The sequence below is a fragment of the Thermus neutrinimicus genome (genome assembly GCF_022760955.1).
Taxonomy (GTDB): Bacteria; Deinococcota; Deinococci; order Deinococcales; family Thermaceae; genus Thermus; species Thermus neutrinimicus.
On sequence record NZ_JAKTNU010000018.1, the window covers coordinates 1 to 22,721 of the forward strand.

26 protein-coding genes and 1 pseudogene are annotated in these 22,721 nt (G+C 66.1%); 14 read left to right on the forward strand and 13 right to left on the reverse strand.

What is annotated here, in order from left to right; translation table 11 throughout:
* The first annotated feature begins 18 nt into the window (after positions 1-18).
* From L0C59_RS09500 to L0C59_RS09510, 3 genes are read left to right on the forward strand one after another with little or no spacing between them, the layout of a single operon-like run.
* The gene (locus L0C59_RS09500; RefSeq protein ID WP_243091157.1) at positions 19-555 is read left to right on the forward strand and encodes an RNA-guided endonuclease InsQ/TnpB family protein; all 537 of its coding nucleotides are present in this window, start codon (positions 19-21) and stop codon (positions 553-555) included.
* 38 nt (positions 556-593) lie between these two features.
* A complete protein-coding gene (locus tag L0C59_RS09505) occupies positions 594-1,691 on the forward strand; it encodes a SpoIID/LytB domain-containing protein (protein ID WP_243091125.1) in 1,098 nt (365 codons plus the stop codon).
* A gap of 22 nt (positions 1,692-1,713) precedes the next feature.
* Complete coding sequence (locus tag L0C59_RS09510) at positions 1,714-2,160, forward strand: methylated-DNA--[protein]-cysteine S-methyltransferase (RefSeq protein WP_243091126.1); 447 nt, start codon at positions 1,714-1,716, stop codon at positions 2,158-2,160.
* Here the strand turns inward: L0C59_RS09510 and L0C59_RS09515 are convergent.
* Entirely contained in the window at positions 2,157-3,584 is a 1,428-nt protein-coding gene (locus tag L0C59_RS09515; RefSeq protein ID WP_243091127.1) for a glycoside hydrolase family 13 protein, read from the reverse strand. The two genes, L0C59_RS09510 and L0C59_RS09515, sit on opposite strands and share 4 nt — an antisense overlap.
* Before the next feature lie 93 nt (positions 3,585-3,677).
* Here L0C59_RS09515 and gmk point away from each other — a divergent pair, with 93 nt between their 5' ends.
* Genes gmk through L0C59_RS09540 form a run of 5 tightly spaced genes read left to right on the forward strand, consistent with a single transcriptional unit; the run spans position 3,678 to position 6,916 of the window.
* Positions 3,678-4,340, forward strand: coding sequence for a guanylate kinase (gene gmk, locus L0C59_RS09520; protein WP_243091158.1), 663 nt, complete (start codon positions 3,678-3,680; stop codon positions 4,338-4,340).
* Positions 4,321-4,620, forward strand: coding sequence for a DNA-directed RNA polymerase subunit omega (rpoZ, locus tag L0C59_RS09525; protein WP_243091128.1), 300 nt, complete (start codon positions 4,321-4,323; stop codon positions 4,618-4,620). Before gmk ends, rpoZ begins: the two co-directional genes overlap by 20 nt.
* On the forward strand, positions 4,621-5,811 hold the full coding sequence (coaBC, locus tag L0C59_RS09530; protein WP_243091129.1) for a bifunctional phosphopantothenoylcysteine decarboxylase/phosphopantothenate--cysteine ligase CoaBC: 1,191 nt from the start codon (positions 4,621-4,623) through the stop codon (positions 5,809-5,811).
* 10 nt (positions 5,812-5,821) lie between these two features.
* On the forward strand, positions 5,822-6,298 hold the full coding sequence (gene argR / locus L0C59_RS09535) for an arginine repressor (RefSeq protein WP_243091130.1): 477 nt from the start codon (positions 5,822-5,824) through the stop codon (positions 6,296-6,298).
* A gap of 6 nt (positions 6,299-6,304) precedes the next feature.
* The gene (locus L0C59_RS09540) at positions 6,305-6,916 is read left to right on the forward strand and encodes a MarC family protein (RefSeq protein WP_243091131.1); all 612 of its coding nucleotides are present in this window, start codon (positions 6,305-6,307) and stop codon (positions 6,914-6,916) included.
* Positions 6,917-7,006: 90 nt separating this feature from the next.
* Here L0C59_RS09540 and L0C59_RS09545 read toward each other — a convergent pair whose 3' ends face one another.
* Positions 7,007-8,611, reverse strand: a complete 1,605-nt coding sequence (locus L0C59_RS09545) for a DNA repair protein RecN (RefSeq protein WP_243091132.1) — start codon at positions 8,609-8,611, stop codon at positions 7,007-7,009.
* Between the two features lie 22 nt (positions 8,612-8,633).
* Positions 8,634-9,857, reverse strand: a complete 1,224-nt coding sequence (gene glyA, locus L0C59_RS09550) for a serine hydroxymethyltransferase (RefSeq protein WP_243091133.1) — start codon at positions 9,855-9,857, stop codon at positions 8,634-8,636.
* Between the two features lie 115 nt (positions 9,858-9,972).
* On the opposite strand from glyA, the gene L0C59_RS09555 reads away from it, so the two are divergent.
* Entirely contained in the window at positions 9,973-10,242 is a 270-nt protein-coding gene (locus tag L0C59_RS09555) for an LPXTG cell wall anchor domain-containing protein (protein ID WP_243091134.1), read from the forward strand.
* 21 nt (positions 10,243-10,263) lie between these two features.
* Here L0C59_RS09555 and purF read toward each other — a convergent pair whose 3' ends face one another.
* The 10 genes and pseudogenes from purF to L0C59_RS09605 all read right to left on the reverse strand — a co-directional run.
* Positions 10,264-11,655: an amidophosphoribosyltransferase gene (gene purF, locus L0C59_RS09560; RefSeq protein WP_243091135.1), complete on the reverse strand. Its 1,392-nt coding sequence runs from the start codon at positions 11,653-11,655 to the stop codon at positions 10,264-10,266.
* Positions 11,642-13,825: a phosphoribosylformylglycinamidine synthase subunit PurL gene (gene purL / locus L0C59_RS09565; RefSeq protein ID WP_243091136.1), complete on the reverse strand. Its 2,184-nt coding sequence runs from the start codon at positions 13,823-13,825 to the stop codon at positions 11,642-11,644. The genes purF and purL overlap by 14 nt, the downstream gene beginning before the upstream one ends.
* Positions 13,825-14,538 carry an HAD family hydrolase gene (locus tag L0C59_RS09570; RefSeq protein WP_243091137.1) on the reverse strand — a complete coding sequence of 238 codons (714 nt, stop codon included), beginning with the start codon at positions 14,536-14,538 and terminating at the stop codon, positions 13,825-13,827. Before L0C59_RS09570 ends, purL begins: the two co-directional genes overlap by 1 nt.
* Entirely contained in the window at positions 14,535-15,218 is a 684-nt protein-coding gene (gene purQ, locus L0C59_RS09575) for a phosphoribosylformylglycinamidine synthase subunit PurQ (RefSeq protein WP_243091138.1), read from the reverse strand. Before purQ ends, L0C59_RS09570 begins: the two co-directional genes overlap by 4 nt.
* Entirely contained in the window at positions 15,215-15,469 is a 255-nt protein-coding gene (gene purS / locus L0C59_RS09580; protein WP_243091139.1) for a phosphoribosylformylglycinamidine synthase subunit PurS, read from the reverse strand. The genes purQ and purS overlap by 4 nt, the downstream gene beginning before the upstream one ends.
* Positions 15,470-15,471: 2 nt before the next feature.
* Positions 15,472-16,167, reverse strand: a complete 696-nt coding sequence (purC, locus tag L0C59_RS09585) for a phosphoribosylaminoimidazolesuccinocarboxamide synthase (RefSeq protein WP_243091140.1) — start codon at positions 16,165-16,167, stop codon at positions 15,472-15,474.
* Between the two features lie 193 nt (positions 16,168-16,360).
* Positions 16,361-16,726 (reverse strand): DUF5615 family PIN-like protein, encoded by a 366-nt coding sequence (locus L0C59_RS09590; RefSeq protein ID WP_243091141.1) that lies wholly within the window; start codon positions 16,724-16,726, stop codon positions 16,361-16,363.
* Positions 16,723-16,950 carry a DUF433 domain-containing protein gene (locus L0C59_RS09595; protein WP_015718044.1) on the reverse strand — a complete coding sequence of 76 codons (228 nt, stop codon included), beginning with the start codon at positions 16,948-16,950 and terminating at the stop codon, positions 16,723-16,725. Before L0C59_RS09595 ends, L0C59_RS09590 begins: the two co-directional genes overlap by 4 nt.
* Positions 16,951-16,978: 28 nt before the next feature.
* Positions 16,979-18,289 (reverse strand): adenylosuccinate lyase, encoded by a 1,311-nt coding sequence (purB, locus tag L0C59_RS09600; protein WP_243091142.1) that lies wholly within the window; start codon positions 18,287-18,289, stop codon positions 16,979-16,981.
* Positions 18,290-18,301: 12 nt separating this feature from the next.
* Positions 18,302-18,718, reverse strand: a pseudogene (locus L0C59_RS09605) (dioxygenase family protein); the annotation flags it as partial.
* A gap of 66 nt (positions 18,719-18,784) precedes the next feature.
* On the opposite strand from L0C59_RS09605, the gene L0C59_RS09610 reads away from it, so the two are divergent.
* The 5 genes from L0C59_RS09610 (at position 18,785) to ccsA (ending at position 22,451) form a co-directional block, all read left to right on the forward strand.
* Entirely contained in the window at positions 18,785-19,444 is a 660-nt protein-coding gene (locus L0C59_RS09610) for an HAD-IA family hydrolase (protein WP_243091143.1), read from the forward strand.
* Complete coding sequence (locus L0C59_RS09615) at positions 19,441-19,806, forward strand: carboxymuconolactone decarboxylase family protein (RefSeq protein WP_243091144.1); 366 nt, start codon at positions 19,441-19,443, stop codon at positions 19,804-19,806. Before L0C59_RS09610 ends, L0C59_RS09615 begins: the two co-directional genes overlap by 4 nt.
* The gene (locus tag L0C59_RS09620) at positions 19,778-20,452 is read left to right on the forward strand and encodes a uroporphyrinogen-III synthase (protein ID WP_243091145.1); all 675 of its coding nucleotides are present in this window, start codon (positions 19,778-19,780) and stop codon (positions 20,450-20,452) included. The genes L0C59_RS09615 and L0C59_RS09620 overlap by 29 nt, the downstream gene beginning before the upstream one ends.
* Positions 20,453-20,523: 71 nt before the next feature.
* Positions 20,524-21,702, forward strand: a complete 1,179-nt coding sequence (hemA, locus tag L0C59_RS09625; protein WP_243091146.1) for a glutamyl-tRNA reductase — start codon at positions 20,524-20,526, stop codon at positions 21,700-21,702.
* Positions 21,699-22,451: a cytochrome c biogenesis protein CcsA gene (ccsA, locus tag L0C59_RS09630; RefSeq protein ID WP_243091147.1), complete on the forward strand. Its 753-nt coding sequence runs from the start codon at positions 21,699-21,701 to the stop codon at positions 22,449-22,451. The genes hemA and ccsA overlap by 4 nt, the downstream gene beginning before the upstream one ends.
* Positions 22,452-22,721 lie beyond the last annotated feature (270 nt).

The window sequence follows — 22,721 nt, forward strand, 5'->3', positions numbered from 1 at the left end:
CACAAAACCCTACACATAATTCCTTACACGACCCAACGTTCCCTCTCCAGGAAAAAAAAGGGGAGTAACCGCTACAGGAAGGCCAAGCTACGATTAGCCAAACTGCACCGAAAGATTGCGGACCAACGTAAAGACTTCCACCACAAGCTAGCGAGGAAGCTGGTAAACACTTACGGCACCATCGTTCATGAAGACCTAAACATCTCTGCTCTCTCGCGTACCCCTATAGCCAAAGGGGTATATGACGCAGGATGGGCACAGTTCCTACATATCCTTGCCTACAAAGCGGCGGAGGCTGGTAGGCGGGTCATAGGGGTAGATCCCCGATACACAAGCCAGGATTGTCCAGTTTGCGGCCACCGGGAGAGGCGTCCCCTATGGGTGCGGGAGTACACCTGCCCCAGTTGCGGGACACCCCTTCACCGGGACGTGGCCGCGGCGCAAAACATCCTGGCTAAGGCCTGGTTCACGGGCGTAGCCCGTACCTTGTCGGGGCCTTCAGGGGAAACCCTGGTCACGGGCGTAGCCCGTATCTTGGGAAGCCCCGGACTATGAGTCCGGGAAGTCGTCACGCGGTAGGATAGAGGCCATATATGACGGAGGGGTTAAAGGTTATCCTTCTGGCATGCCTCCTTTTCCCCGTGGGGATCCTGCCCTCCCGGGGCCAGGGAGGAGACCTTCTCCTCAGGGTGCTCCTTAAGGAGGTGCCGGAGGGCCAAGAGGTGTCCCTTCTCCTGCCGGAGGCCCTAGGGCCGGTGCGGGCCAGGGGGGAGGCCCAGGGGGTCTGGGTGGAGGGCAGGGTCCAACCCTTTTGGGAGTTTCCCGGGCCCTATTTCCGCCTGGATGGGCGCACCTATAGGGGTGGGGTGCGCCTTCTTGTCCAGGGGGGAAGGCTTTTGGTGGTGAACCAGGTCCTTTTGGAGGATTACCTCCTCGGCGTCCTCCCCGCGGAGATGCCCGAGGGCTTTCCCCAGGAGGCCTTGAAGGCCCAGGCGGTGGTGGCCCGGACCTTCGCCGTGAACCGCTCCAATCCCCGGGCCCCTTACGACCTTTGCGCCAGCGAGATCTGCCAGGTCTACTTGGGCTTGGCCGTGGAAACCCCTAGGCACAGCGAGGCGGTGAGGGCTACCCGGGGTAAGGTCTTAAGCCACGGGGGAAAGGCCATTTCCGCCCTGTACCACGCCGACTCCGGGGGTATGACCGCGGGGAGCGAGGAGGTCTTTGGGAAGGCCCTGCCCTATTTGCGGCCGAGGCCGGACCCCTACGCCCGGGGTCCCAAAAGCCAGTGGCAGCTTGCCGTGAGCCCAAAGGGTGCGGTGGCGGCGTTGAAGGCCATGGGCCTTGCCCCCCAGGCCGGCTCCCCTGGGGATCCCCCGGTGGTGCTGGAGCGGAGCCCCTCGGGCAGGGTGTGGCGCCTGCGGCTACTGGGGGTGGAGGTAGAGGGTCCCGAGGCCCAACGGCTGGTGCGGAACCTGGGCCTGCCTTCGGCCTTGGTGGAGTTTAGGGGCTGGCAGGCGGAGGGCCGGGGGGCAGGGCACGGGGTGGGGCTTTCCCAGTGGGGGGCCAAGGGCATGGCGGAGGCGGGGTACGGGTACCGGGAGATCCTTGGGCATTACTTCCCTGGCACCTTCCTCTCCGACCTTTTGCTGGGGGGGGTTTCTGGCCTCGAGGGGGCCTGGGCCGCCAGGTAGCCTCCCCCATTCCCTAAGGCCCATGCTGATCCCCACCCCCATCGGTCCCTTGTGGCTCGAGGTGAGCCCCAGGGGGGTACGGCTTTTGCAGCCCGTCCTTTTCCCCCGGGGCCTCGAGGCCAGGGGACCCTTGGCGGAAAGGGTACGGGAGCGGGTCCTGGCCTACTTCGCCGGGGAGAAGCCCGACTTTTTGGATATCCCCCTGGACTACACGGGGCTTTCCCCCAAGCGGGTGGCCCTTTACGAGAGGGTGCGCCGCATCCCCTACGGGGGCAGGGAAAGCTATGGGAGCCTGGCGCGGGAGCTTTCCCTTTCCCCCAGGGCGGTGGGGGCGGGGATGCGGGCCTCGCCCTTTTTCCTCCTGGTGCCCGCCCACCGGGTGATCCACGCCGACGGGCGGCTTGGGGGGTTTGCCGGGCAGGAGGGGCTTAAGGCCTGGCTCCTGCGCTTTGAAGGGGCCTGGCCCTAGACCTCCACCCAGACGGCCAGGGAAAAGGGGGGAAGCTCGGGCCCGCAAAGGCGCCCTCCCGCCGGGGTGCAGGTTTTCCCAGAGAGGAGGTCCATGGCCTTTGCCCCACGAGGCAGGGCGCCATGCAGGGGAAAGTCCTGACGGAAGGGCTCGGAGGAGGCGTTCACCACCACCAGGTAGGGCCCCCGGGTGAAGGCCAGATGCCCGTCCACGGCATAGACCCGCTGGTAAGGGGCGGTGCGGAGCTCGGGGTGCTCCCGGCGTAGCTGGGCCAGGCGCCGCACGGCTTGGCGGATCTCCTCCTTCCAGCGGGCCTGGTCCCAGACCATGCCTGCTCGGTTCTCCGGGTCATGGCCGCCCTCCATCCCCACCTCCTCCCCGTAGTAGACCGTGGGGTTCCCGGGCAGGAGGAAAAGGAGGGAAAGGGCCAGCTTAGCCCGCTCCACGCTTCCCCTAAGGAGGGTGAGGAGGCGGGGGGTGTCGTGGGAGGTGAGGAGGTTCATCTGGGCCCGCACCACCTCCGGGCGGTAACGGGTAAAGAGGTTTTCCAGGCGGTGGCTGAAGGCCAGGGCCTGCAAGGGCTCGATGCGCCCCAGGCCCGAGCGGGAGGATAGCTCCTGGTCCAGGACCTCGCCCCCCACAAAGCCCAGGATGGCCCGGCTCAAGGGGTAGTTCATGGTGGCGTCGAACATGTCCCCCTGGAGCCAGGAGTCGGCCTCCTCCCAGATCTCCCCCACGATGTAGGCCTCGGGGTTAGCCCCCTTGACCCTCCTGCGGAAGGCCCGCCAGAACTCGAGGTCGGGGATCTCGTTGGGCACGTCCAGCCGCCAGCCATCCGCGCCAAAGCGGATCCAGTGCTCCGCCACCTCCAGGAGGTACTCCCGCACCGCTGGGGTTTCCACCCGGAGCTTGGGGAGCTCGGGATTGCCCCACCAGGCCTCGTAGTTGGGATGGCGGCCATAGGGGTTCAGGGGGAAGCCCTTCACGTGGTACCAGTCCCGATAAGGGCTTTGTTCCCCGTTTTCCAGAAGGTGCTGGAAGGCGAAGAAGCCCCTCCCCGTGTGGTTGAAAACCCCGTCCAGGATAACCCGTATGCCGTGGGCGTGGGCTACTTCCAGGAGGTGCCTTAGGGCCGCGTTCCCCCCCAGGAGGGGATCCACCTGGAGGTAGTCCGTGGTGTGGTACCGGTGGTTGGCGGTGGAGGCGAAGATGGGGTTCAGGTAAAGGGCTTCCACCCCCAGGTCCTTGAGGTAGGGGATTTTCTCCGCCACGCCCCAGAGGGTCCCCCCCTTGAAGCCCCTGAGGGAGGGCGGCGCTTCCCAGGGCTCTAAGGGACCCGCTGGGGCGGGTTTTCCGGCAGGGCCAGCCCGGAAATAGCGGTCGGGAAAGATCTGGTAGAAGAAGGCGCCCTCGTACCAAACCACGGGCCCAAGTGTACCACGGAGGTAGTGTGATATAAATCACAAAAATCCTTGCCCTTCCAGGGGTGGCTCTGGTATCCTCCCGGGGTGAGGGGTATGGAGGGGCGCCTCTTCGTCATGACCGGGGCCAGCGGGGTGGGGAAGGGCACGGTGCGGGCCAAGGTGCTGGAGCGCACCCGCCTCTTCTACTCCATCTCCATGACCACCCGTCCCCCGCGTCCCGGGGAGCGGGATGGGGTGGACTACTACTTTGTGGATAGGGCCGCCTTTGAGGCTTTGCTGGGGGAGGGGGGGTTTTTGGAGCACGCGGAGTACGTGGGGCACCTGTACGGCACCCCGAAGGCGCCGGTGGAGCGGGCCTTGGCCCGAGGGGAGGATGTCCTCCTGGAGATCGAGGTACAAGGCGCCTTGCAGGTAAAGGAGAAGATGCCCGAGGCGGTCCTCATCTTCCTCCTGCCCCCTTCCCTTTCCGAGCTGAAGCGGCGCCTGGTCTACCGGGGCAAGGACGCCCCGGAGAAGATAGAGAAGCGGCTGGAGCAGGCGGAGTGGGAGATCCGAAACGCCCACCTCTTTGACTACGTGATCGTGAACGATGTGCTGGAGGAGGCGGTGGCCGATTTCCTGGCCATCCTCACCGCGGAGAGGCGGCGCACCCAAAGGATGGGCGCTGCCTTGGAGAAGGCCCTGAAGCGGGATAGGGACCTGGAGGCTGAGCTGGACGAGATTCTGCGGAGGAGCTATGGCGGAACCCGGGATTGACAAGCTTTTTGGCATGGTGGATTCCAAGTACCGGCTCACCGTGGTGGTGGCCAAGCGGGCGGAGCAGCTTCTCCGCCACCGGTTTAAGAACACGGTTTTGGAGCCGGAGGAGAGGCCCAAGATGCGGACCCTCGAGGGGATCCTGGACGACCCCAACCCCGTCACCTGGGCCATGAAGGAGGTGCTCACGGGCAGGCTGGTCTTTGGGGAAAACCTGGTGCCCGAGGACCGCCTGCAGAGGGAGATGGAACGCCTTTACCCGGTGGAAGAGGAGGAGTAGGTGGCCCGGGTCCTGGTGGCGGTGACGGGGGGGGTGGCGGCCATCAAGGCCCCCCACCTCCTCCGCCTTCTCAGGGGCCAGGGCCACGAGGTGCGGGTCCTGGCCACCCCCAGGGCCCTGGAGTTCATCACCCCCCTTTCCCTGGCGGTGGCCGCCGGAGGGGAGGTGGCCACGGAGGAGGCCTGGTTCAGGCCCGATGGCCGTGCCCTGCACATAGAGCTGGCGCGTTGGGCGGAGGTGGTTTTGGTGGCTCCCGCCACCGCCGACGCCATGGCCAAGGCGGCCCTGGGCCTGGCCGACGATCTCCTTTCCGCCACGCTCCTGGCAGGGGCCAAGCGGGTGGCCTGGGCCCCGGCCATGAACGAGGCCATGTGGCTTTCCCCCAAGACCCAGGAGCATGCCCGGACCCTCGAGGCCATGGGCCATGCCCTCTTAGGCCCTGCCCACGGGCCCTTGGCGGCGGTGGGGGAGGGGGAGGGATGGGGGCGGATGCTGGAGCCCGAGGAGCTGGTGGAGAGGCTTCAAGCCCTCCTCACCCCCAAGGACCTCGTGGGCCTCAGGCTTCTGGTGTCCGCTGGCCCCACCCGGGAGTACCTGGACCCCGTGCGCTACCTTTCCAACCCTTCCTCGGGCCGTATGGGCTACGCCGTGGCCGAGGCCGCCCGGGACCGGGGGGCGGAGGTGGTGCTGGTTTCCGGCCCCACGGCCCTGCCCGACCCTTGGGGGGTGGAGGTGGTGCGGGTGGAAAGCGCCTTGGAGATGCGGGAGGCCATTCTAGGGCGCTATTCCTGGGCCCAGGTGGTGGTGATGGCGGCGGCGGTGGCCGACTACCGTCCGGCGGAGGTGAGCCGGGAGAAGGAGCCTAAGGCGGCGGCGGAGAGGGTCCTCCGCCTCGTGCCCAACCCCGATATCCTCAAGGAGCTGGGGGAAAACAAAGGGCCAAGGGTCCTGGTGGGCTTCGCCATGGAGACCGGGGAGGGCCTGGCGCGGGCCAAGGAGAAACTCCTCCGCAAGAACCTGGACCTCATCGTCCTCAACTGGGTGAACCGGGAAGGGGTGGGTTTCGGCAGCCTGGAGAACCAGGTGGTCCTCCTCCTCCGGGATGGCCGGGTGCTGGAACTTCCGCGCATGCCAAAGCGGCAGGTGGCCCACCGTATACTGGACTTGGTTAAAGGGTTCTGGAAGGGTTAGAGGGGTGTCTATGCGAAGCAAAGCGGAGCGGCACCGCGCCATTCAGGAGATCGTGAGCCGGGAGGAGATCGGCACGCAGAAGGAGCTGGTGGAGCGCCTGAGGCAGCTGGGTTTTGAGGTGACCCAGGCCACGGTGAGCCGGGACATCGCTGAGCTGAGGCTGGCCAGGGTTTCCCTGGGCAAAGGGCGGCACAAGTACGCCCTGCCCTCCATGGAGCTTCCCGAGGACGTTTACGAGGAGCTGAAGCGGCAGTTCGGCCTCTTCGTCAAGGATGTGGACCGGGGGGGGAATATCCTGGTGGTGAAGACGGCGGAGGGCCACGCCTCCGGCATCGCCCTTTTGCTGGACCGCCTCAAGCGGGACGAGATCGTGGGCACCCTGGCGGGGGAGGATACCATCCTGGTGGTGGCCCGGACCGAGGAGGAGGCGAGGGCCTTGGAGGAGGAGTTCGGAGAGCTCCTCGTGGCGGGGAAGACGCGCCTTTAGGCCCTGGTGCTGGAGCTTTTCCTGAAATCCTTCCTCACCCTCTTCGTGGTGGTGGACCCGGTGGGGCTGGTGCCGGTCTTTTTGGCCCTGGCCGGGGACCGTCCCCCCAGGAAGCAGGCCCAGATCGCCAGGAAGGCGGTGGTGGTGGCGGGGGGGCTCTTGGTCTCCTTTTTCTTCTTCGGGCAGGGGCTTTTGGGCTACCTGGGAATCAGCCTCGAGGCGTTGCGCATCGCCGGGGGCATCCTCCTCTTCCGCATCGCCACTGAGATGGTCTTTGCCCACCACGAGCGGGAAACGGAGGAGGAAAAGGATGAGGCCCGCCTCCGGGCGGATATCTCCGTCTTTCCCTTGGCCATCCCCTTGATCGCGGGCCCTGGGGCCTTGGCCAGCGTCCTCATCCTGGCCCTGGAGGCCCGGAGGGAACCCCTGGGCTTTGCCGTGGTCCTTTCCACGGTCTTTTTGGTCCTGGCCTTGGCCTACCTTTTCCTGCGGCTTGCTTTCCAGGTGCGCCGGGCCCTGGGGCGCACGGGGGTGAACGTGGTTACCCGGGTCTTGGGGATCCTCCTGGCCGCCCTGGCGGTGCAGTACGTGGCCGATGGGGTAAAAGCCCTTTTCTAGCCCTTTGGGCCGCTAGGCCTCGCTAACCCCTGGGGGAGGCCAGGGGGTTTAGCCCCACCCCTTACTCCCGGAAGGGGGCTTCCGGGGGATTCATTCCTGAACCTCCACCCAGCCCGTAGCCAGGGGGGTATTTCCTTCCAAAAGGAGGCGGGCGTGGGCCAGGGCGGCCTCGGTGTACTGGCCGGAGAGGAGGCGGGCGAGTTCCCGTATGCGCTTCTCCCCTTCCAGCACCTCGAGGCGCACCTCCTCCCCCTCCTTCACCACCCTAAGGTGCCTCTGCGCGCGGGCGGCGATCTGGGGCAGATGGGTGACCACCAGGACCTGCCGGGCCTGGCCCAGCCGGGCGAGCCTTTCCGCCACCTTCCAGGCGGTTTCCCCGCCTATGCCGGTGTCCACCTCGTCGAAGACCACGGTGGGGGCCTCGGCCCCGGTGAGGAGGGCCAGGGCCAGGGCGATGCGGGATAGCTCCCCGCCGCTGGCCGCGGAAAGGGGAGCGGGGGGAAGGTGGGGGTTGGCGGAGAAGCGGAAAAGGACCTCTTCCAGGCCCTGGGGCCCGGGTTCGGGAAGGGGCTTGAGCTCCACCTGGAAGTGGGCCTTGGGGAAACCCAAGGCGGAAAGCTCCGCCTCCATTTCCCCCTCCAGCTTCCTTGCCGCCTCCAGGCGGGCCTGGGAAAGGCGCTCCCCCGCCCCATAGAGGGCCTCCGAGGCCACCCTCAAGGCCCTCTCCAGCTCCAGAAGCCGCTCTTCTCCCCCCTCCAGGGCCTTTAGCTCCTCCTCCACCCTTTCCCCGTAGCGCAGGACCTCCTCCAAGGTGGGCCCGTACTTGCGCTTGAGCCTTTCCAGAAGGGAAAGGCGCTCCTCCAGCTGGGCCAGACGGCTGGGGTCTCCCTCCAGGCTTTCCAGGTAGTCCTCCAGCTCCCGGGCCACGGCCCAGCCTCCCTCCAAAGCGGCTTCCAGGTCCCTGGCCAGGGCCTCGAGGGCCCGGTCAAAGCGGCTCCCGGCCTTAAGCTCCCGCAGGGCCGCCTGGAGGAGGTCCAGGGCTCCTCCTTCCGCCAGGAGGGCGTAGGCCTTTCCCGAGCGCTCCTTTAGGGCTTCCAGATGACGAAGCCTTTGCGCCTCGGCTTCCAGCTCCTGGTCCTCCCCGGGCCTGGGGTTCGCCTCCTGGATCTCCTTGAGCTGGAAGCGCAGGAGGTCCTCCCGCTCCGCCTTGGCCCTTAAGGCCTCCTCTAGGGCGCGTTTTTCCCCAAGGAGGGCCTGATGTTTCCTGTAGGTTTCCCCGTATTCCTGGAGGAGCCCCGGGGGCAGGAGGGCATCCAGAAGCTCCCGCTGCCTTTTGGGGGAGAGGAGGGCGATGGCGGCGTGCTGGGCGTGGAGGGAAAGCCACCTTTCCGCTTCCTCTTGGAGTTCCCTTAGGCTTACCACCTCCCCATCGATCCGGGGGGTGGAACGGCTGCCGATGCGGCGGGAAAGGATCCGCTCCTCACCCTCGCCTTGGAAGAAGGCGGTCACCAGGAGGCTATCGCCAAAGGGCCCCAAAAGCCCCTCGGACCTGGCCCCAAGGAGGAGGGCCAAGGCGTCCACCAAGAGGCTTTTCCCCGCCCCGGTTTCCCCGGTGAGGACATTCAGCCCAGGGCCCAGCTCCAGGGTAGCCTCGCGGATCACGGCGAGGTTGCGCACCTCGAGGCGCTTGAGCATCCCTTTCCATTCTAGGGCTTCCCTAGGGCATGGGGTGGGCTAGGGCAAGCCGCCTGACCTCCTCCCGCAAGGCCTCCCTGGGGCCTTCCATGAGGGCCCGGTCGATGAGTTCCGCCACCAGGGGCATCTCCTCGGGGGTGAAGCCCCGGGTGGTGATGGCGGGGGTGCCGATGCGGATGCCGGAGGTGACCCGGGGAGGCTTGGGGTCAAAGGGGATGGCGTTTTTGTTGACGGTGATGCCCACGGCATCCAGCTTCTCCTCTGCTTCCTTGCCCGTTAGGCCCTTGGGGCGGAGGTCCACCAGGAAAAGGTGGTTGTCGGTGCCTCCGGTGACGATGCGGTAGCCCCTTTGGGCAAGCTCTTCCGCCAGGCGCTTGGCGTTTTCCACCACCAGGCGGCTATACTCCTGGAACTCGGGTTGCAGGGCCTCAAAGAAGGCCACCGCCTTGCCGGCGATCACGTGCTCCAGGGGGCCACCTTGGATGCCGGGGAAGATGATCTTATCGATCTTTTTGCCCAGCTCGAGGTCGTTGGAAAGAATGAGCCCACCCCTCGGTCCCCTCAGGGTTTTGTGGGTGGTGCTGGTGACCACGTGGGCGTAGGGGAGAGGGTTGGGGTGGAGCCCCGCCGCCACCAGGCCAGCGAAGTGGGCCATGTCCACCACCAGGTAGGCCCCCACCTCGTCGGCGATCTCCCGGAAGGCCTTGAAGTCCCAGAAGCGGGGGTAGGCGCTGGCGCCCGCCACGATCACCTTGGGGCGGTGCTCCAGGGCCAAACGGCGCACCTCCTCGAGGTCGATGAGCTCGGTGTCGGGCCGGACCCCGTAGGAGACCACCTTGTAAAATTTGCCGGAAAAGTTCACCTTGGAGCCGTGGGTGAGGTGGCCTCCCGCGGCCAGGTCCATCCCCATGAGGGTCTCCCCCGGTTCCATGAGGGCCATGTACACCGCCATGTTGGCCTGGGAGCCAGAGTGGGGCTGGACGTTGGCCCAGGCGGCCCCGAAGAGCTCCTTGGCCCGCTCGATGGCCAGGCTTTCCACCTGGTCGATGATCTCGCACCCCCCGTAGTAGCGGGCGCCCGGGTAGCCCTCCGCATACTTGTTGGTGAGGACGCTTCCCACCGCCTCCCGCACCTGGGCAGAGACGAAGTTCTCGCTGGCGATGAGTTCCAGGCCTTCCCGCTGGCGCTTTTCCTCCAGGGCGATGAGCTGAAAAAGGGCCTCGTCCCTTAAGCTGGTCCTGACCATAGGCCGATTATAGGCCCTGCCCCGGGGCGGCGCCAGGTATGGTTGCCGGGAAGCGGGGCCTTAGGAGAAGGCAGAGGTACCCCAAGGAGGGCATTTCCTTTGGTATGCTTGGGACATGAGAGGAAGCCTTCTCCCGATTTTGAAGTGGGGGTTTGCCCTGGCCCTGGCTATCCTGCTTGTATCCATTATTCTCATAAACTTTACCTCTAGCCGCGACCTGCCGGAGCTGGTTCGGGTGCAGGTGGAGCGGTATGCGGTGTGCAGCTACTGGTTTTTCGGCTGGCACCTGGCTTCCACGGGTGCCTTCGCTTTTATCTTCCTGCTGCTGGGGTTTCTTCTGGGCCTTGGGGCGGGGTTTTTCCTGAGGCGGGGGGTGGCCAGGTAGGGGCTAACCCGGGGGAGAGCCCTAGAGGATCTCCAGGGCCAGCTTTTCCCCCTCCACAGGCACCCCGGCTGGGTAGCGGCCGTTGAAGCAGGCCAGGCACACGGGGCCTCCTATGGCCCTCTTCACCCCCTCCTCAGAAAGGAAGGCCAGGCTGTCAGCCCCGATGTAGGCCCGGATTTCCTCCACGCTCTTCTCGGCGGCGATGAGCTCTTTGCGGGCGGCAGTGTCGATGCCGTAGTAGCAGGGGAAGCGGATGGGGGGGCTGGAGACCCGGAAGTGGACCTCCACGGCTCCGGCCTCCTTCAGCATGGCCACGATGTGGCGGCTGGTGGTGCCCCGTACGATGGAATCGTCGATGAGCACCACCCGCTTACCCTTCACCGCCGAGGTGGGGGATAGCTTCAAGCGGGTCTTCAGGTCCCGTAGCGCCTGGGTGGGCTGGATGAAGGTGCGGCCCGCATAGGGGTTTTTGTAAAGGCCGTACTCCAGGGGGAGGCCGCTTGCCCGAGCGTAACCCACCGCTGCCCCCATGCCGGAGTCGGGGACCGGCACCACCATGTCCGCTTCCGCCGGGGCTTCCCGGAAGAGTTCCATGCCCATGCGCACCCGGGCCTCGTAGGCCTCCACCCCGTCCAAGAGGCTATCGGGCCTGGCGAAGTAGATCCACTCAAAGGCGCAAGGGGCCGGGTTTGGGGGAAGGGCCTGAAGGCTTTTGAGCTGGCCTTCCTCCACCCAGACCACCTCTCCCGGGCGCACATCCCGGAGGTACCGGGCTCCCATGAGCTCCAAGGCCGGGGGCTCGGAGGCAAAGGCAAAGCCCTGGGGGAGTTTGCCGATGGCCAGGGGCCGCACCCCGTGGGGATCCCGGAGGGCCACCAGGGTTTTGCGGTCCATGAGGAGGATGGCATACCCCCCTTCCAGGGCCTTCATGGCCTCGGCGGCCGCCTCAGGGAGGGAGAGATGGCCCAAGCGGGCGAGGAGAAGGAGCATCACCTCCGTGTCCGAGGTGCTTTGGAAGGTGGCCCCCTCCCTTAGAAGCCGGTCGCGAAGGGGTTTGGCGTTGGTGAAGTTGCCATTGTGGGCGATGGCCAGGACCCCGTGGGCGGTGCGGGCGGTGAGGGGCTGGGCGTTAAAGCGCAGGTTGGAGCCGGTGGTGGAGTAGCGGGTGTGGGCCAGGCCCAGCCGGGCCCCGGGAAGCCTCAGGCGGAAAAGCCTTTCCTCGGTGAAGACCTGGTTCACCAGGCCCAAATCCTTTTCCACCAAGAACTCCCTCCCGTCCGATACGGCTATGCCCGCCGCCTCCTGCCCCCGGTGCTGGAGGGCGAGAAGGCCCAGATGGAGCAGCCCCGCCGCGTCCAGGGGTTCTTCGCTCCAAAGCCCCAAGACCCCGCACTCTTCCCTAGGCTTGTCCATCCAGCACCTCCCTCAGGGGCCGCTTCCAGGCGGCGAGGAGCTCCTGTACCTCCCACTCTAGCACCCCGTCCGGGGTGAGGACCGTGAGGGTATTCCCTCCGGTTTCTCCCAGGACACGGTAGGGAAGGCCCCTTTCCTCCAGGCGGAAGGTGACCTCCTTAAGGTCCTCCTTGGCCACGGTGAGGAGGATGCGGCTTGGGGCCTCGCCGAAGAGGGCCGCTAGGCCGGGGGTGCGCACCTCCACCGTGGCCCCCAGGCCATGGGGGAAGGTCATCTCCGCCAGGGCCACCAAAAGCCCTCCCTCCGCCAGGTCGTGGGCGGTGCGGCTGAGGCCCAAGGCGATAAGCTCCCGGATGGCCTCCTGGACCTGTTTCTCCCGCCTTAGGTCCAGCTTGGGGGGATGGCCCGCCTCGAGGCCCGCAAGGAGGTATAGGACCTCGCTTCCCCCAAGCTCCCCTTTCTCCTCCCCCAGAAGGAGGATCACCTCTCCCGGGCGGCGGAAGCCCATCCCCGCCCGCCTCCTTATGTCCAGAACCCCCACCACCCCCACCATGGCCGTGGGGGGGATGCGCCTGCCCCCGCTTTCGTTGTAAAGGGATACGTTCCCGGAGACCACCGGCACCTCCAGGGCCTCGCTGGCCTCCCTAAGGCCGGCGATGGTTTCCTGGAGCTCGTAGTACCCTTCTGGGGTTTCCGGGCTTCCCAGGTTGAGGCCGTCGGTGTAGGCCAGGGGTTTCGCCCCCACCACGCTCACGTTGCGGCAGGCCTCGGCCAAGGCGTGCATGGCCCCAAGCCGGGGATGGAGGCGGCTATACCTGGGGTTATGGTCCACCTTGGCGGCGATGCCCAGGTGGGTTCCCTTCACCCAGAGCACCGCGGCATCCCCCTGGCCGGGAAGAAGGGCGGTCCGGGTTCCCACCTGGTGGTCATAGCGTTCGTAGACGGCTTCCCGGCTTGCCAGGTTGGGGGAGGCCAGGAGCTTTGGGAGGACCTCCTGGGGGTTGGCGGTGAGGGGGGGAAGGGGTGTTTGCCGGAGCCTCTGGATCTCGGGGTCCTCCCTTCCCACGCGCACGTAGGTGGGGGCTTCCGCTAGGGCCTCCGTGGGGACCTCGGCCACCACCTCGCCCCGGAAGAGGACGCGGAAGACCCTCTCGGGGATGGTTCTGGCCACGGGCACGCAGTCCAGGCCCCACCGCTGGAAGACCTCCTGGAGCTCCTTCTCCTTGCCCTCCTTGGGCACCAGGACCATGCGCTCCTGGCTTTCGGAGAGGAGAAGCTCTTCGGGCCCCATGTTCCTTTCCCGGGTGGGGACGCGATCCAGGTCCAGCTCCACCCCGAGGCCCGACTTGTGGGCCAGCTCGGAAAGGCTGCTGGTGAGCCCCGCCGCCCCCATATCCTGGACGCCTTCCACCAGATCCCTCTCGATGGCCTCGAGGGTGGCCTCCATGAGGAGCTTCCCCAAAAAGGGGTCCCCCACCTGGACCGCCGGCCGGTCCTCCTCCTTGTCCTCGGAAAGCTCCCGGCTGGCGAAGGCGGCCCCCCCGATCCCATCCCTTCCCGTCTTGGCCCCCGCATAGTAGACGGGCCGGCCCAAGGAGGCCTGGCTCCGCCTAAGGTGTTCCTCCCGGAGAAGCCCCAGGCACATGGCGTTCACCAAGGGGTTTTCCCGGTAACCCTCGTGGAAGTAGAGGTCCCCTCCCACCGTGGGAACCCCGATGGCGTTGCCGTAGTGGGCGATGCCGGAAACCACCCCCTTGAGGAGGTAGCGGCTTCGGGCATCCTCCGGAGGGCCAAAGCGCAAGGAGTCCAGGAGGGCGATGGGCCGGGCCCCCATGCTCAGGATGTCCCGGATGATCCCCCCCACCCCGGTGGCGGCTCCCTGGAAAGGCTCCACCGCCGAGGGATGGTTGTGGCTTTCGATCTTAAAGGCTACGGCCCAGCCCTCGCCGATGCGCACCACGCCGGCGTTTTCCCCCGGGCCCTGGAGCACGGCCTCCCCCTCCTTGGGAAGCCCCTTCAGGAGGGGGCGGGAGTTCTTGTAGGCGCAGTGCTCGCTCCACATCACCTTGAAGAGGAAGAGCTCCACCCGGTTGGGCTCCCGGCCAAGCCTCTTGGTGATCTCCCGGTACTCCTCTTCCGGGATGCCGATTTCTCGGGCTAGGGTTTCCATCACTCTAGAAGGGGAAGAAGCTCCCGGTGGTCCTTGATCTTGGCCGTGGGCTTGATCTCCCCGTTCACCTCCCTCAGGCCCACGTACTGCACCGCCCAGGGGTAGCCGGTGGCGAAGGCTCCCTTGATGTCCGTCTGGGGCAGGTCCCCCACGTGCAGGGCTTCCTCCGGGGCCACCCCCAGGGCCTCGAGGGCCACCCGGAAGGCCTCGGCCCTAGGCTTTACATAGCCGGTTTCGTCGGAGAAGCTATAGGCCTGGAAGACATCCAGCCCCTGCCGCCTCAGGTGCTCCCGCAGGAGGCGGCCTGGGGTGAGGCCGGTGTCGGATACCAGGGCCAGGGGGTATTTCTGGGCCAGCTCCTTCAGGACCTTCACGCCCGGGAGGGCCTCGAGGTCCACCAGAAGGGAGCTTTCCTCCAGCTTCCTGGCGGTGAGGGCGATGAGCCCGGGGTCGTGGGGGGCCCCGAGGAGGGCGAAGATGCGGGCCACCCGTTCGTATACGGACATGTGCTCCCCGGCCTTCCAGGCCTCCTCAAAGGCAAGGGCCGCCTGGCGGTAGGCCTCCCGCACCTCGTGCTCCTCCGCCGGGTGCCCGGCCTCGGATAGGGCGTCCAGAAGGATCTCGTACCGGGCGGGCATGACCTTTTCCAAAAACGCCTTCCCCTCGGTGAAGAGGGTGCCCCAGAAGTCAAAGGTGATGGCCTTGGGTTTCATGCCGTTACCTCCTCTAAAAGACCTAAGAACAAGGGGAGCCCATCCGTACCGCCCAACACCTCATCCACCGCCCGCTCGGGGTGGGGCATCATGCCGAGGACGTTGCCCTTCTCGTTGGTGATGCCGGCGATGTCGTGGAGGCTTCCGTTAGGGTTGTAGTCCGCCTCCCCCCTTAAGGGGGCGTAGCGGAAGACCACCAGGCCCTCCCCCTCCAGCCGGGCCAGGGTTTCGGCGTCGGCATAGTACCGGCCTTCGGCGTGGGCGATGGGCAGGCGGAGCACCTGCCCCCTTGGGTAAAGGCGGGTGAAGGGAAGGTCCGTGCGCTCCACCCGCACCCCCACCTCCTTGCAGGTGAAGTGGAGGTTCAGGTTGGCGAGGAGGGCCCCGGGGAGGATGCCGGCTTCCGTGAGCACCTGGAAGCCGTTGCATACCCCGATCACCAACCTTCCTTCCCGGGCGAAGCGCCTCACCTCTTCCATCACCGGGCTCTTGGCCGCCAGGGCCCCGGCCCGGAGGTAATCCCCGTAGCTGAAGCCCCCGGGGAGGAAGACCCCATCAAAGCCCTTTAGGCTCGTTTCCGTGTGCCACACGTACTCCGCCTTTAAGCCCGCCTTCTCCAGGGCAAAGCGGGCGTCCTCGTCGCAGTTGGAGCCGGGAAAACGGACAATGGCCCATCTCATGGGAGTTCCTTTAAGGCTTCCAGGGTGAAGACCTCCATCACCGGGTTGGCGAGGAGTTTCCCCATGGCCTTGGCCTTCTCCTCCGCCTCCAGGAGGGTTTCCGCGGGGAAGATGACCTCGAGGACCTTCCCCACCCGCACCGACTCCACCGGATGGCCCAGGTCCTTCAAGACCCCCTCCACCGCCCGGCCCTGGGGGTCCAGGATGCCCTCTTTGAGCTCAATGAGCAGGGTGGCCTGGTACTTGGGCATGGCTACTCCTTTAGGACCCGCTTGAGGACCTCTTGGTAGGCTTCCTCCACGCCCCCCAGGTCCTTGCGGAAGCGGTCCTTGTCCATGGATTCCCCTGTCTTCTGGTCCCAAAGGCGCATGGTGTCCGGGGAGATCTCGTCGGCGAGGAGGATCTCCCCATTCCGTTTCCCGAACTCCAGCTTGAAGTCGATGAGGTCAAGCCCCCTCTGGGCGAAGAAGTCCCGCAGTAGCTCCCCCACCCTCAGGGTGGTGGCCCTCACCTGGCCGAGTTCCTCCTCCGCGGCCAGGCCCAGGGCCAAAATGGCCTCCGGACAGATCAGGGGATCGCCCAGGGGGTCGCTTTTGAGGGAGAACTCCACCAAGGGAGCCCTTAGGGGAGTGCCCTCCTGCACCCCGTAGCGCTTGGCGAAACTCCCCGCCGCTTGGAAGCGCAGGATAACTTCCAGGGGGAGGATCTCCACCCGCAGGACCCGCATCTCCCGGTCGGAGAGCTCCTCGAGGAAATGGGTCTTCACCCCGTGGGCTTCCAGATAGCGAAACAGGGTTGCCGAAACCTTGTTGTTGACCACTCCCTTCCCGGGGATGAGGCCCCGCTTTTGCGCGTTGAAGGCCGTGGCCTCGTCCTTAAAGTAGACCCTTAAGGTCTCGGGACCATCCGGGTAAAGGATTTTTGCCTTGCCCTCGTAAAGCTTTTCCATGTGCCTCCGGCTTGGGACCTCCGTCCCGTCTGGTCTTCATTTTAAGCCCGGAGGTTGCCCCGATGGGGAAGGCATGGTCCTACCCCTGGACCTGGGCGTCCTTAGCCAACCCAGCCCCTACGGGGCCCTTACAGCCTCGTTGGGGTAAGGGCTTTCCTCGCTTCGGAGGGGCTTTGCCTAGGGATTTACCGGCTCAGCGAAGGGGAAGAAGCCGTAGCCGGGTCCTTTCTGGGCCGATAACCGCGATAGCCCCTTTTTCTAAGGCCTCCTCGTGTGTGGTTAGGGCTGCCAGAACCCAAGGCGTTGCCTCGGGGGGCTCGGGGTAGGCTAGGCGCAGAAGGAGGACGCTGGGTCCATTTTCTCCGGTAAGGGCCAGAAGGTGGGCGAAGTCCAGGTCGGCGGTGAGGACGATGTAGCCGTGTTCCTTAGCCCAGGCAAACAGGGTCTGATCGGGGGCGTTGACGGCTCCCACCTCCTTCCACCAGATGGCCTCGTGGCCGGCCTCTCGCAGGACCTGGGGCCACCTGGGGGAGAGGTTCATGTCCACCAGGATCTTCATGGACTGAGAACGTGCTCTTCCTCTTCTAGACGCCAGGCTGCGTAGGCCAGGGCTTCCTGGATATCCTCGGGGGTCAGCTCTGGATAGTCCTGCAGAATGGCCTCTTGGGATTCCCCATGGGCTAGGCGGCGAAGGATGGTGGCCACGGTGATCCTCAGGCCGCGGATGGTGGCCTTGCCGCCGAAGAGGTTGGGATCATGGGTGATCCGGTTAAAGCGGGGCATGGTTCCATGCTAAACCGAGGCGCCTCGCTTAAAGCCCAAAGCGGGCGTAGATGGCGTCCACGTGCTTTAGGAAGGGCGTGGGGTCAAAGAGGGCCTTGAGCCTCTCCCCCTTGAGGGGGTTTTCCGGATCCTCTTCCAAAAGCTCGGCGAAGCTGAGGCCCTTCTCCCAGCTTTTTAAGGCGTTGCGTTGCACGATGGCGTAGGCCCTGTCCCGGGGGAGGCCCTGGGCGATGAGGGCGTTCAGCACCTGCTGGGAGTAGACCAGGCCCCGGGTCAGGTCCAGGTTCCGCCTGAGGTTTTCCTCAAAGACCACAAGACCCCCCAGGATGCCTTTTAGCCGCCTTAGGGCGTAGTGGCTGGCGGTGGTGGCATCGGGGAGGATGACCCGTTCCACGGAGGAGTGGGAGATGTCCCGCTCGTGCCACAGGGCGATGTTCTCCAGGGCCGGGCCCAGGTATCCCCGGAGGAGCCTGGCCATGCCGGTGAGGTTCTCCAACCCCACGGGGTTTTTCTTGTGGGGCATGCTGGAGCTACCCGTCTGCCCCTCGCGGAAAGGCTCCTGGGCCTCGAGGACCTCCGTGCGCTGGAGGTGGCGAAGCTCCACCGCCACCCGCTCCAGGTTTCCTCCCAGGATGGCCAAGGCGGCCAGCACCTCCGCGTGCCGGTCCCGGGGCACCACCTGGGTGGAAAGGGGCTCTGGGCTTAGGCCAAGCCGCCGGGCCACGTGGGCTTCCACCTCCGGAGGGATGTGGGCGTAGTTCCCCACCGAGCCCGAGAGCATGGCCACCCCGATGGCCTTTTGGGCGCGCTCGAGGCGATCTGCGTCCCTTTGGAAGGCGGCGTAAAAGCTCAGGAAGCGAAGGCCGAAGCCCGTGGGCTCGGCGTGGACCCCGTGGGTGCGGGCAATGGCTGGGGTGTGCTTGTAACGGAGGGCCAGGCGCTTAAGCTCCTCCTGGACCCCTGAGAGCTCCTGGAGGACCAGGTCCAAGGCCCTAACCAAAAGGGCGTTTTGCGCGGTATCCACGATATCCGAGCTGGTGAGGCCCAGGTGCAGGTAGCGCCCCACCTCCTCGTCCCCGGTCCACTCCACCAGGGCCCGGGTGAAGGCCACCAGGTCATGGCGGGTGATCTCCTCCAACTCCGCCACCCTCTGGGCGAAGCGGGCATCCAGGGGATGCCGGTTTAGGTGCTCAAGAAGCCTCTGGGCAAGCCCTGCGGGCACCTGGCCCAGGGCCTCCCAGGCCTCGAGGGCATAGGCCTCCACCAGGGCCCACATGCGGTAGCGGTTTTCCTCCGACCATAGCTCGGCCATCTCGGGGGTCTGGTAACGGGGGACCATGCCCTAAGGGTACTAAAAGGGCAGGGTCAGGACGAAGCTTCCCCCATAACCTTCCCCTTCGGGCCTTAGGGCCAGGAGGAGGTCGGCTCGGAAGATCATGTCCTGGCGGTTGCCGATCCGGGGCATCCCCCTTTCGGCATAGGGGGGTTGGGCGTAGACCTGACGCGGGACTTCCTCGGGGAAGAAAAGCTGGGTGGCGAAACTTCCGCCTTCCCCCTCCACCCGGAGGTGGAGATGGGGGGTGCGGCTTGGGTACCCGCCGGGAAGGAGGGTGAGAAACTCCACCTGGCCCTGGGTATCCGTGGGCTGCCAGCCCCGGCAGAAGGTCCCCGGGGCATGCACCCCCGGGTAGCGCCCCAGGGCATCCGTGTGCCAGAGGTCCACCCGCACGCCCCCAAGGGGCCGGCAGGTGCGGTCCTGCACCCGGAGGGTCCACCCGCCATAGCCGCTGAGGGTTAGACGCCCGCTAGAAGGGCCAGGGTATAGACTGGGCTCATGACCCGGGCGGTGCTCTTTGACGTGGGCAACACCTTGATCCTGGCAAGCCCCCGGTTTTGGCTTCTGCCTTTTTTGGAGGAACGGGGTCTTAAGCCCAGAAGGGATCCCAAGGCGGCGGCCTTGGCGGCTTTTCGCTTCTATGAGGATCATCACCTAGGGGCCCGGGATCTGGAGACCGCCTTGGGGCTTTGGCGGGAGTTCCACCGCAGGCTCTTTACAGGGATGGGCCTCGAGGAGCACGCCGAGGCCCTGAGCCGGGAGCTGGTAGAAAACTGGAGGAATCCCCGGTTCTGGCCCGTGGTGCCTGGGGCTCAGGCCACCTTACAGGCCCTGAAGGAGCGGGGCTATGCCCTGGCGGTGGTGTCCAACTGGGATGCCACCCTGCCGGAGATCCTGGAGGTGGTGGGCTTAAGGCCCTACTTCCAGCACCTCTCGGTGAGCGCCCTTTCCGGGGTGGCCAAGCCCGATCCCAGGCTTTTCCAGGAGGCCCTCGAGGCCCTGGGGGTGGCTCCCGAGGAGGCGGTGCACGTGGGGGATTCGGAGGCCGATTGGAAGGGGGCTAAGGGGGCTGGGGTGAGGCCCCTCCTCTTTGACCCTTTGGGGGAGAATCCCCAGGCCCTTCACCAGCTTGAAGGGGTGTTAGACTACCTGCCATGAGCGTGCGGCGGGCCATCTGGGGGGAGAAGCAAGGGGCCATTGAGGAAAGCCTTAAGGAGGTGGACGAGGATCTTTTCCGCTACATCCGGGACTTCGCCTACGAGGAGGTCCTGGCCCGGCCAGGGCTGGACCTCAAAACCCGGGAGCTTTTGGCCATCACCGCCCTCATCGCCCTGGGTAGCCCCAAGGAGCTGGCCACCCATCTGGAGGGAGCCCTGCGGGTGGGCGCCACCGAGGAGGAGGTGCGGGAAACCATCCTGCAGTCCGCCCTTTTCCTGGGCTTCCCCCGGGCCTTGGCCGCCATGAAGCTCTTTCACAAGGTGCTCAAAGGCCGTGGTCCTGCTCACCCGCGGGAAGGATAAGGAGCTCCTAAACCGGCTCCGTGCCTTGGGGATAGAGGCGGCGGAGGTGGCCCTTTTGGAGCAGGTGGACCTTCCGGGCCTCGAGGCGCTTCCGGGGAAACTCCTCCGCACAGACTGGGTGGCGGTTACCTCCAAGGAGGGGGCTAAAAGGCTCCTTTGGGCCTGGGAAAAGGCGGGAAGGCCCCTTCTAAAGGTGGCGGCGGTGGGGGAAGGGACGGGGGAGGTGCTGCGCCTGGGGGGGCTACCCCCTGCCTTCATCCCTCCCCGGGCCACGGCCAAGGACCTGGCGCAGGCCTTTCCCCCGGCCCAAAAGGTGCTCTTCGTGGCGGGGGATCTGGCGGGAAGGGACCTGGAGGAGGTCCTGAGGGGCCGGGGAACGGAGGTGGAACGGCTGGAGGTTTACGCCACCCGGGAGCGGGGGCTTTCCCCTCCGGAGCTGGCCCTCCTGGAAAGGGCCCAGGTGGTGGCCTTTTTCAGCCCAAGCGCTGCCAGGGCCTACGCCCTAAATACCCCTAGGAGGCCCAAGGCGGCCTGCATCGGCCCCAGCACGGCGGAAGAGGCCAGGCGGCTCGGCTTTGCCGTGTGGGAGGCAAGGGAGCCGGGCCTAGAGGGGCTTTTCCAGGCCATACTGCAGGCGCTTTCATAGGGCTTTGGTTAAGGGTTGCCCGCGAGGGGAATCCTGGTTCCTACCCAGGTGGCGTATACTGACGGAAGACTATGGTCCTGCCCCTTTACCTGGTGGGCCTTTCCCACAAGACCGCTCCCGTGGAGGTGCGGGAGCGGGCGGCCTTGGATCCGGTGGTGGCCTTGCCGGCGGCCTTAAGCACCTTGGGGAGGGCGGTGGTGCTTTCCACCTGCAACCGCACGGAGATCTACGGGGTGGGAAGCCCCAAGGAGGCCAAGGCCCTCCTCCTTGCGCGGGGGGTGGAGGCCCACCACCTTTACCAGAAGGAGGGAATAGAGGCTCTGCGGCACCTCTTTCGGGTGGCGGCGGGCCTGGACTCCTTGGTGATGGGGGAGGCGCAGATCCTGGGGCAGGTGCGGGAGGCCCTCTTTCTGGCCCGAAAATATGGGGCCACGGAAAGCCTATTGGAGAAGGCCTTCCAGTCTGCCATCGCCCTGGGCAAGCGGGCCCGTAGCGAAACCGGCATCGGGGTAGGGGCGGTGAGCGTGGCCTATGCAGCCTTGGACCTGGCCCTGGCGGTCTACGGGGACCTTACGGGGCTGGCCGTGGCGGTTCTGGGGGCGGGGGAGATGGCGGAGCTCTTCCTTACCCACTTGAAGTCCCAGGGGGTGGGCCGGGTCTTGGTGGTGAACCGCACGGTGGAGAGGGCCAGGGCCTTGGCGGAGCGGTTTGGGGGGGAGGCCTATGCCCTCGAGGCCCTTCCCCAGGTCCTGCGCCAGGCGGACCTGGTGGTGGCTTCCGCCGCCAGCCCCCATTACCTGGTGCGGCCGCAGGACCTGCCGAGGAGGTCCAAGCCCCTTTTCCTCATCGACATCGCCCTGCCCCGCAACATTGACCCCCGGGTGGGCCGCCTGCCCCAGGCCTACCTGTACAACCTGGACGACCTAAAGCGGGTGGTGGAGAAGAACCTAAGGGCCCGCCTGGGGGAGGTGCCCAAGGTGGAGGCCCTCATCGAGGGGGCCATGGGGGACTACCTGGAGTGGTACGCGGGCCACAGGGTGCGGGAGGCCATACGGGCCCTGAGGGGCCTGGCCTATAGGGAGGTGGTGCGGGAGTACCCGGAGGCCGATCCCCTCACCTGGCACAAGGAGGCGGGGCGCAGGGCCCATCCCTGGATCCTGGCGGTGAAGGCCCGGACCCAGGAGTTCCTCCAGGGTCCTCCCTGTCCTGGGGAGTGCCCGCTTTTGGCCTTCCGTCCCCCACAGCTATGACCGCGGTCTCCCTGCTGGCCCTGGTGGGGGTTCTCCTCTTGGCCGTGGGGTTGTTCTGGCCTCGAGGGCTTTCCCTCGGGGCCCTTTTGTACCTGGGGGCTGCCTTGGCGGATGCCTTCGCCAAGGGGTTTTTCTCAGGTCCGGCCCAGCCCGCCTTGATCCTTGGGGGGCTTTTGGCCTTGCGGGGCGAGAGCCTTTTCCTACGGCCGAGGCTTACCCCTCTGCGCCGCTACTTGGTTCTCCTGGCCATGCTCCTTGGCCTCTTTGCCCTCAAGGCCCTGCCCCATCCGGGGGGAAGCCTGCCCCTCCTCCTTACCCTGGTGCACGCCGGGTCCTTCCTGGTGGCCTACCTGGCCCTGGCCATGGGGGTGGGGGCAGGGGTGATGTGTGCCCTGCAGGACCTGCGCCTGCGGTCGGTGCCGGAAAAAGCCCTGCTTTCCGCTCCCCTTTGGAGCCTGAGGCGGCTGGAGCAGGGCTACCTTCGGGTAGGGTACCTGGCCACCACCTTGGGCCTGGGAAGCGGCATGGCCTGGGCCTGGGGGTATTTCGGTAGCCCTTTGGCCTTGGATCCCAAGGAGATCTCCGTGCTCCTGGGATGGCTGGGCCTTACCCTGTACTTCCTCCTTGAGGAGAGGCTTCAGGGCTACCCACGCATGGCCCTGCTCCTTTTGGCCTACGCCCTTTTGCTCTTCGCCTTCGTCGGCGCCCCTTTCCTGGGTTCCCGCCATCCTTCCGGCCTGGGATTTTAGATATAGAAACCTTAACTTGACAGATTGGGAATAGAGGGTTTATAATCCTTCACTAGGAGGTGAGGGATGTGGAGCCCATGGTGGGACCTAGAGGTGGGGAAGAGGCGGCACGAGGAGCTCCTCTTGGAGGCGGAGCGGGAGAGGCTCCTTAAGCCCCTTCGTTCCCCCTGGCGTCTCAGGCTAGCCCGGGTTCTTTTGAGGTGGGCCCAGAGGCTTGCCCCGGAGGCTCCCTCGCTTTTTGCTGGGTTCGAACCTAGAGGCCCAGGTGCG

Coding starts and splice junctions, on each gene's coding strand:
- L0C59_RS09505 (WP_243091125.1), top strand. CDS start 594: ATGACGGAGGGGTTAAAGGTTATCCTTCTGGCATGCCTCCTTTTCCCC.
- L0C59_RS09510 (WP_243091126.1), top strand. CDS start 1,714: ATGCTGATCCCCACCCCCATCGGTCCCTTGTGGCTCGAGGTGAGCCCC.
- gmk (WP_243091158.1), top strand. CDS start 3,678: ATGGAGGGGCGCCTCTTCGTCATGACCGGGGCCAGCGGGGTGGGGAAG.
- rpoZ (WP_243091128.1), top strand. CDS start 4,321: ATGGCGGAACCCGGGATTGACAAGCTTTTTGGCATGGTGGATTCCAAG.
- argR (WP_243091130.1), top strand. CDS start 5,822: ATGCGAAGCAAAGCGGAGCGGCACCGCGCCATTCAGGAGATCGTGAGC.
- L0C59_RS09545 (WP_243091132.1), bottom strand. CDS start 8,611: ATGCTCAAGCGCCTCGAGGTGCGCAACCTCGCCGTGATCCGCGAGGCT.
- glyA (WP_243091133.1), bottom strand. CDS start 9,857: ATGGTCAGGACCAGCTTAAGGGACGAGGCCCTTTTTCAGCTCATCGCC.
- L0C59_RS09555 (WP_243091134.1), top strand. CDS start 9,973: ATGAGAGGAAGCCTTCTCCCGATTTTGAAGTGGGGGTTTGCCCTGGCC.
- purF (WP_243091135.1), bottom strand. CDS start 11,655: ATGGACAAGCCTAGGGAAGAGTGCGGGGTCTTGGGGCTTTGGAGCGAA.
- purL (WP_243091136.1), bottom strand. CDS start 13,825: ATGGAAACCCTAGCCCGAGAAATCGGCATCCCGGAAGAGGAGTACCGG.
- L0C59_RS09570 (WP_243091137.1), bottom strand. CDS start 14,538: ATGAAACCCAAGGCCATCACCTTTGACTTCTGGGGCACCCTCTTCACC.
- purQ (WP_243091138.1), bottom strand. CDS start 15,218: ATGAGATGGGCCATTGTCCGTTTTCCCGGCTCCAACTGCGACGAGGAC.
- purS (WP_243091139.1), bottom strand. CDS start 15,469: ATGCCCAAGTACCAGGCCACCCTGCTCATTGAGCTCAAAGAGGGCATC.
- purC (WP_243091140.1), bottom strand. CDS start 16,167: ATGGAAAAGCTTTACGAGGGCAAGGCAAAAATCCTTTACCCGGATGGT.
- L0C59_RS09590 (WP_243091141.1), bottom strand. CDS start 16,726: ATGAAGATCCTGGTGGACATGAACCTCTCCCCCAGGTGGCCCCAGGTC.
- L0C59_RS09595 (WP_015718044.1), bottom strand. CDS start 16,950: ATGCCCCGCTTTAACCGGATCACCCATGATCCCAACCTCTTCGGCGGC.
- purB (WP_243091142.1), bottom strand. CDS start 18,289: ATGGTCCCCCGTTACCAGACCCCCGAGATGGCCGAGCTATGGTCGGAG.
- L0C59_RS09610 (WP_243091143.1), top strand. CDS start 18,785: ATGACCCGGGCGGTGCTCTTTGACGTGGGCAACACCTTGATCCTGGCA.
- L0C59_RS09615 (WP_243091144.1), top strand. CDS start 19,441: ATGAGCGTGCGGCGGGCCATCTGGGGGGAGAAGCAAGGGGCCATTGAG.
- hemA (WP_243091146.1), top strand. CDS start 20,524: ATGGTCCTGCCCCTTTACCTGGTGGGCCTTTCCCACAAGACCGCTCCC.
- ccsA (WP_243091147.1), top strand. CDS start 21,699: ATGACCGCGGTCTCCCTGCTGGCCCTGGTGGGGGTTCTCCTCTTGGCC.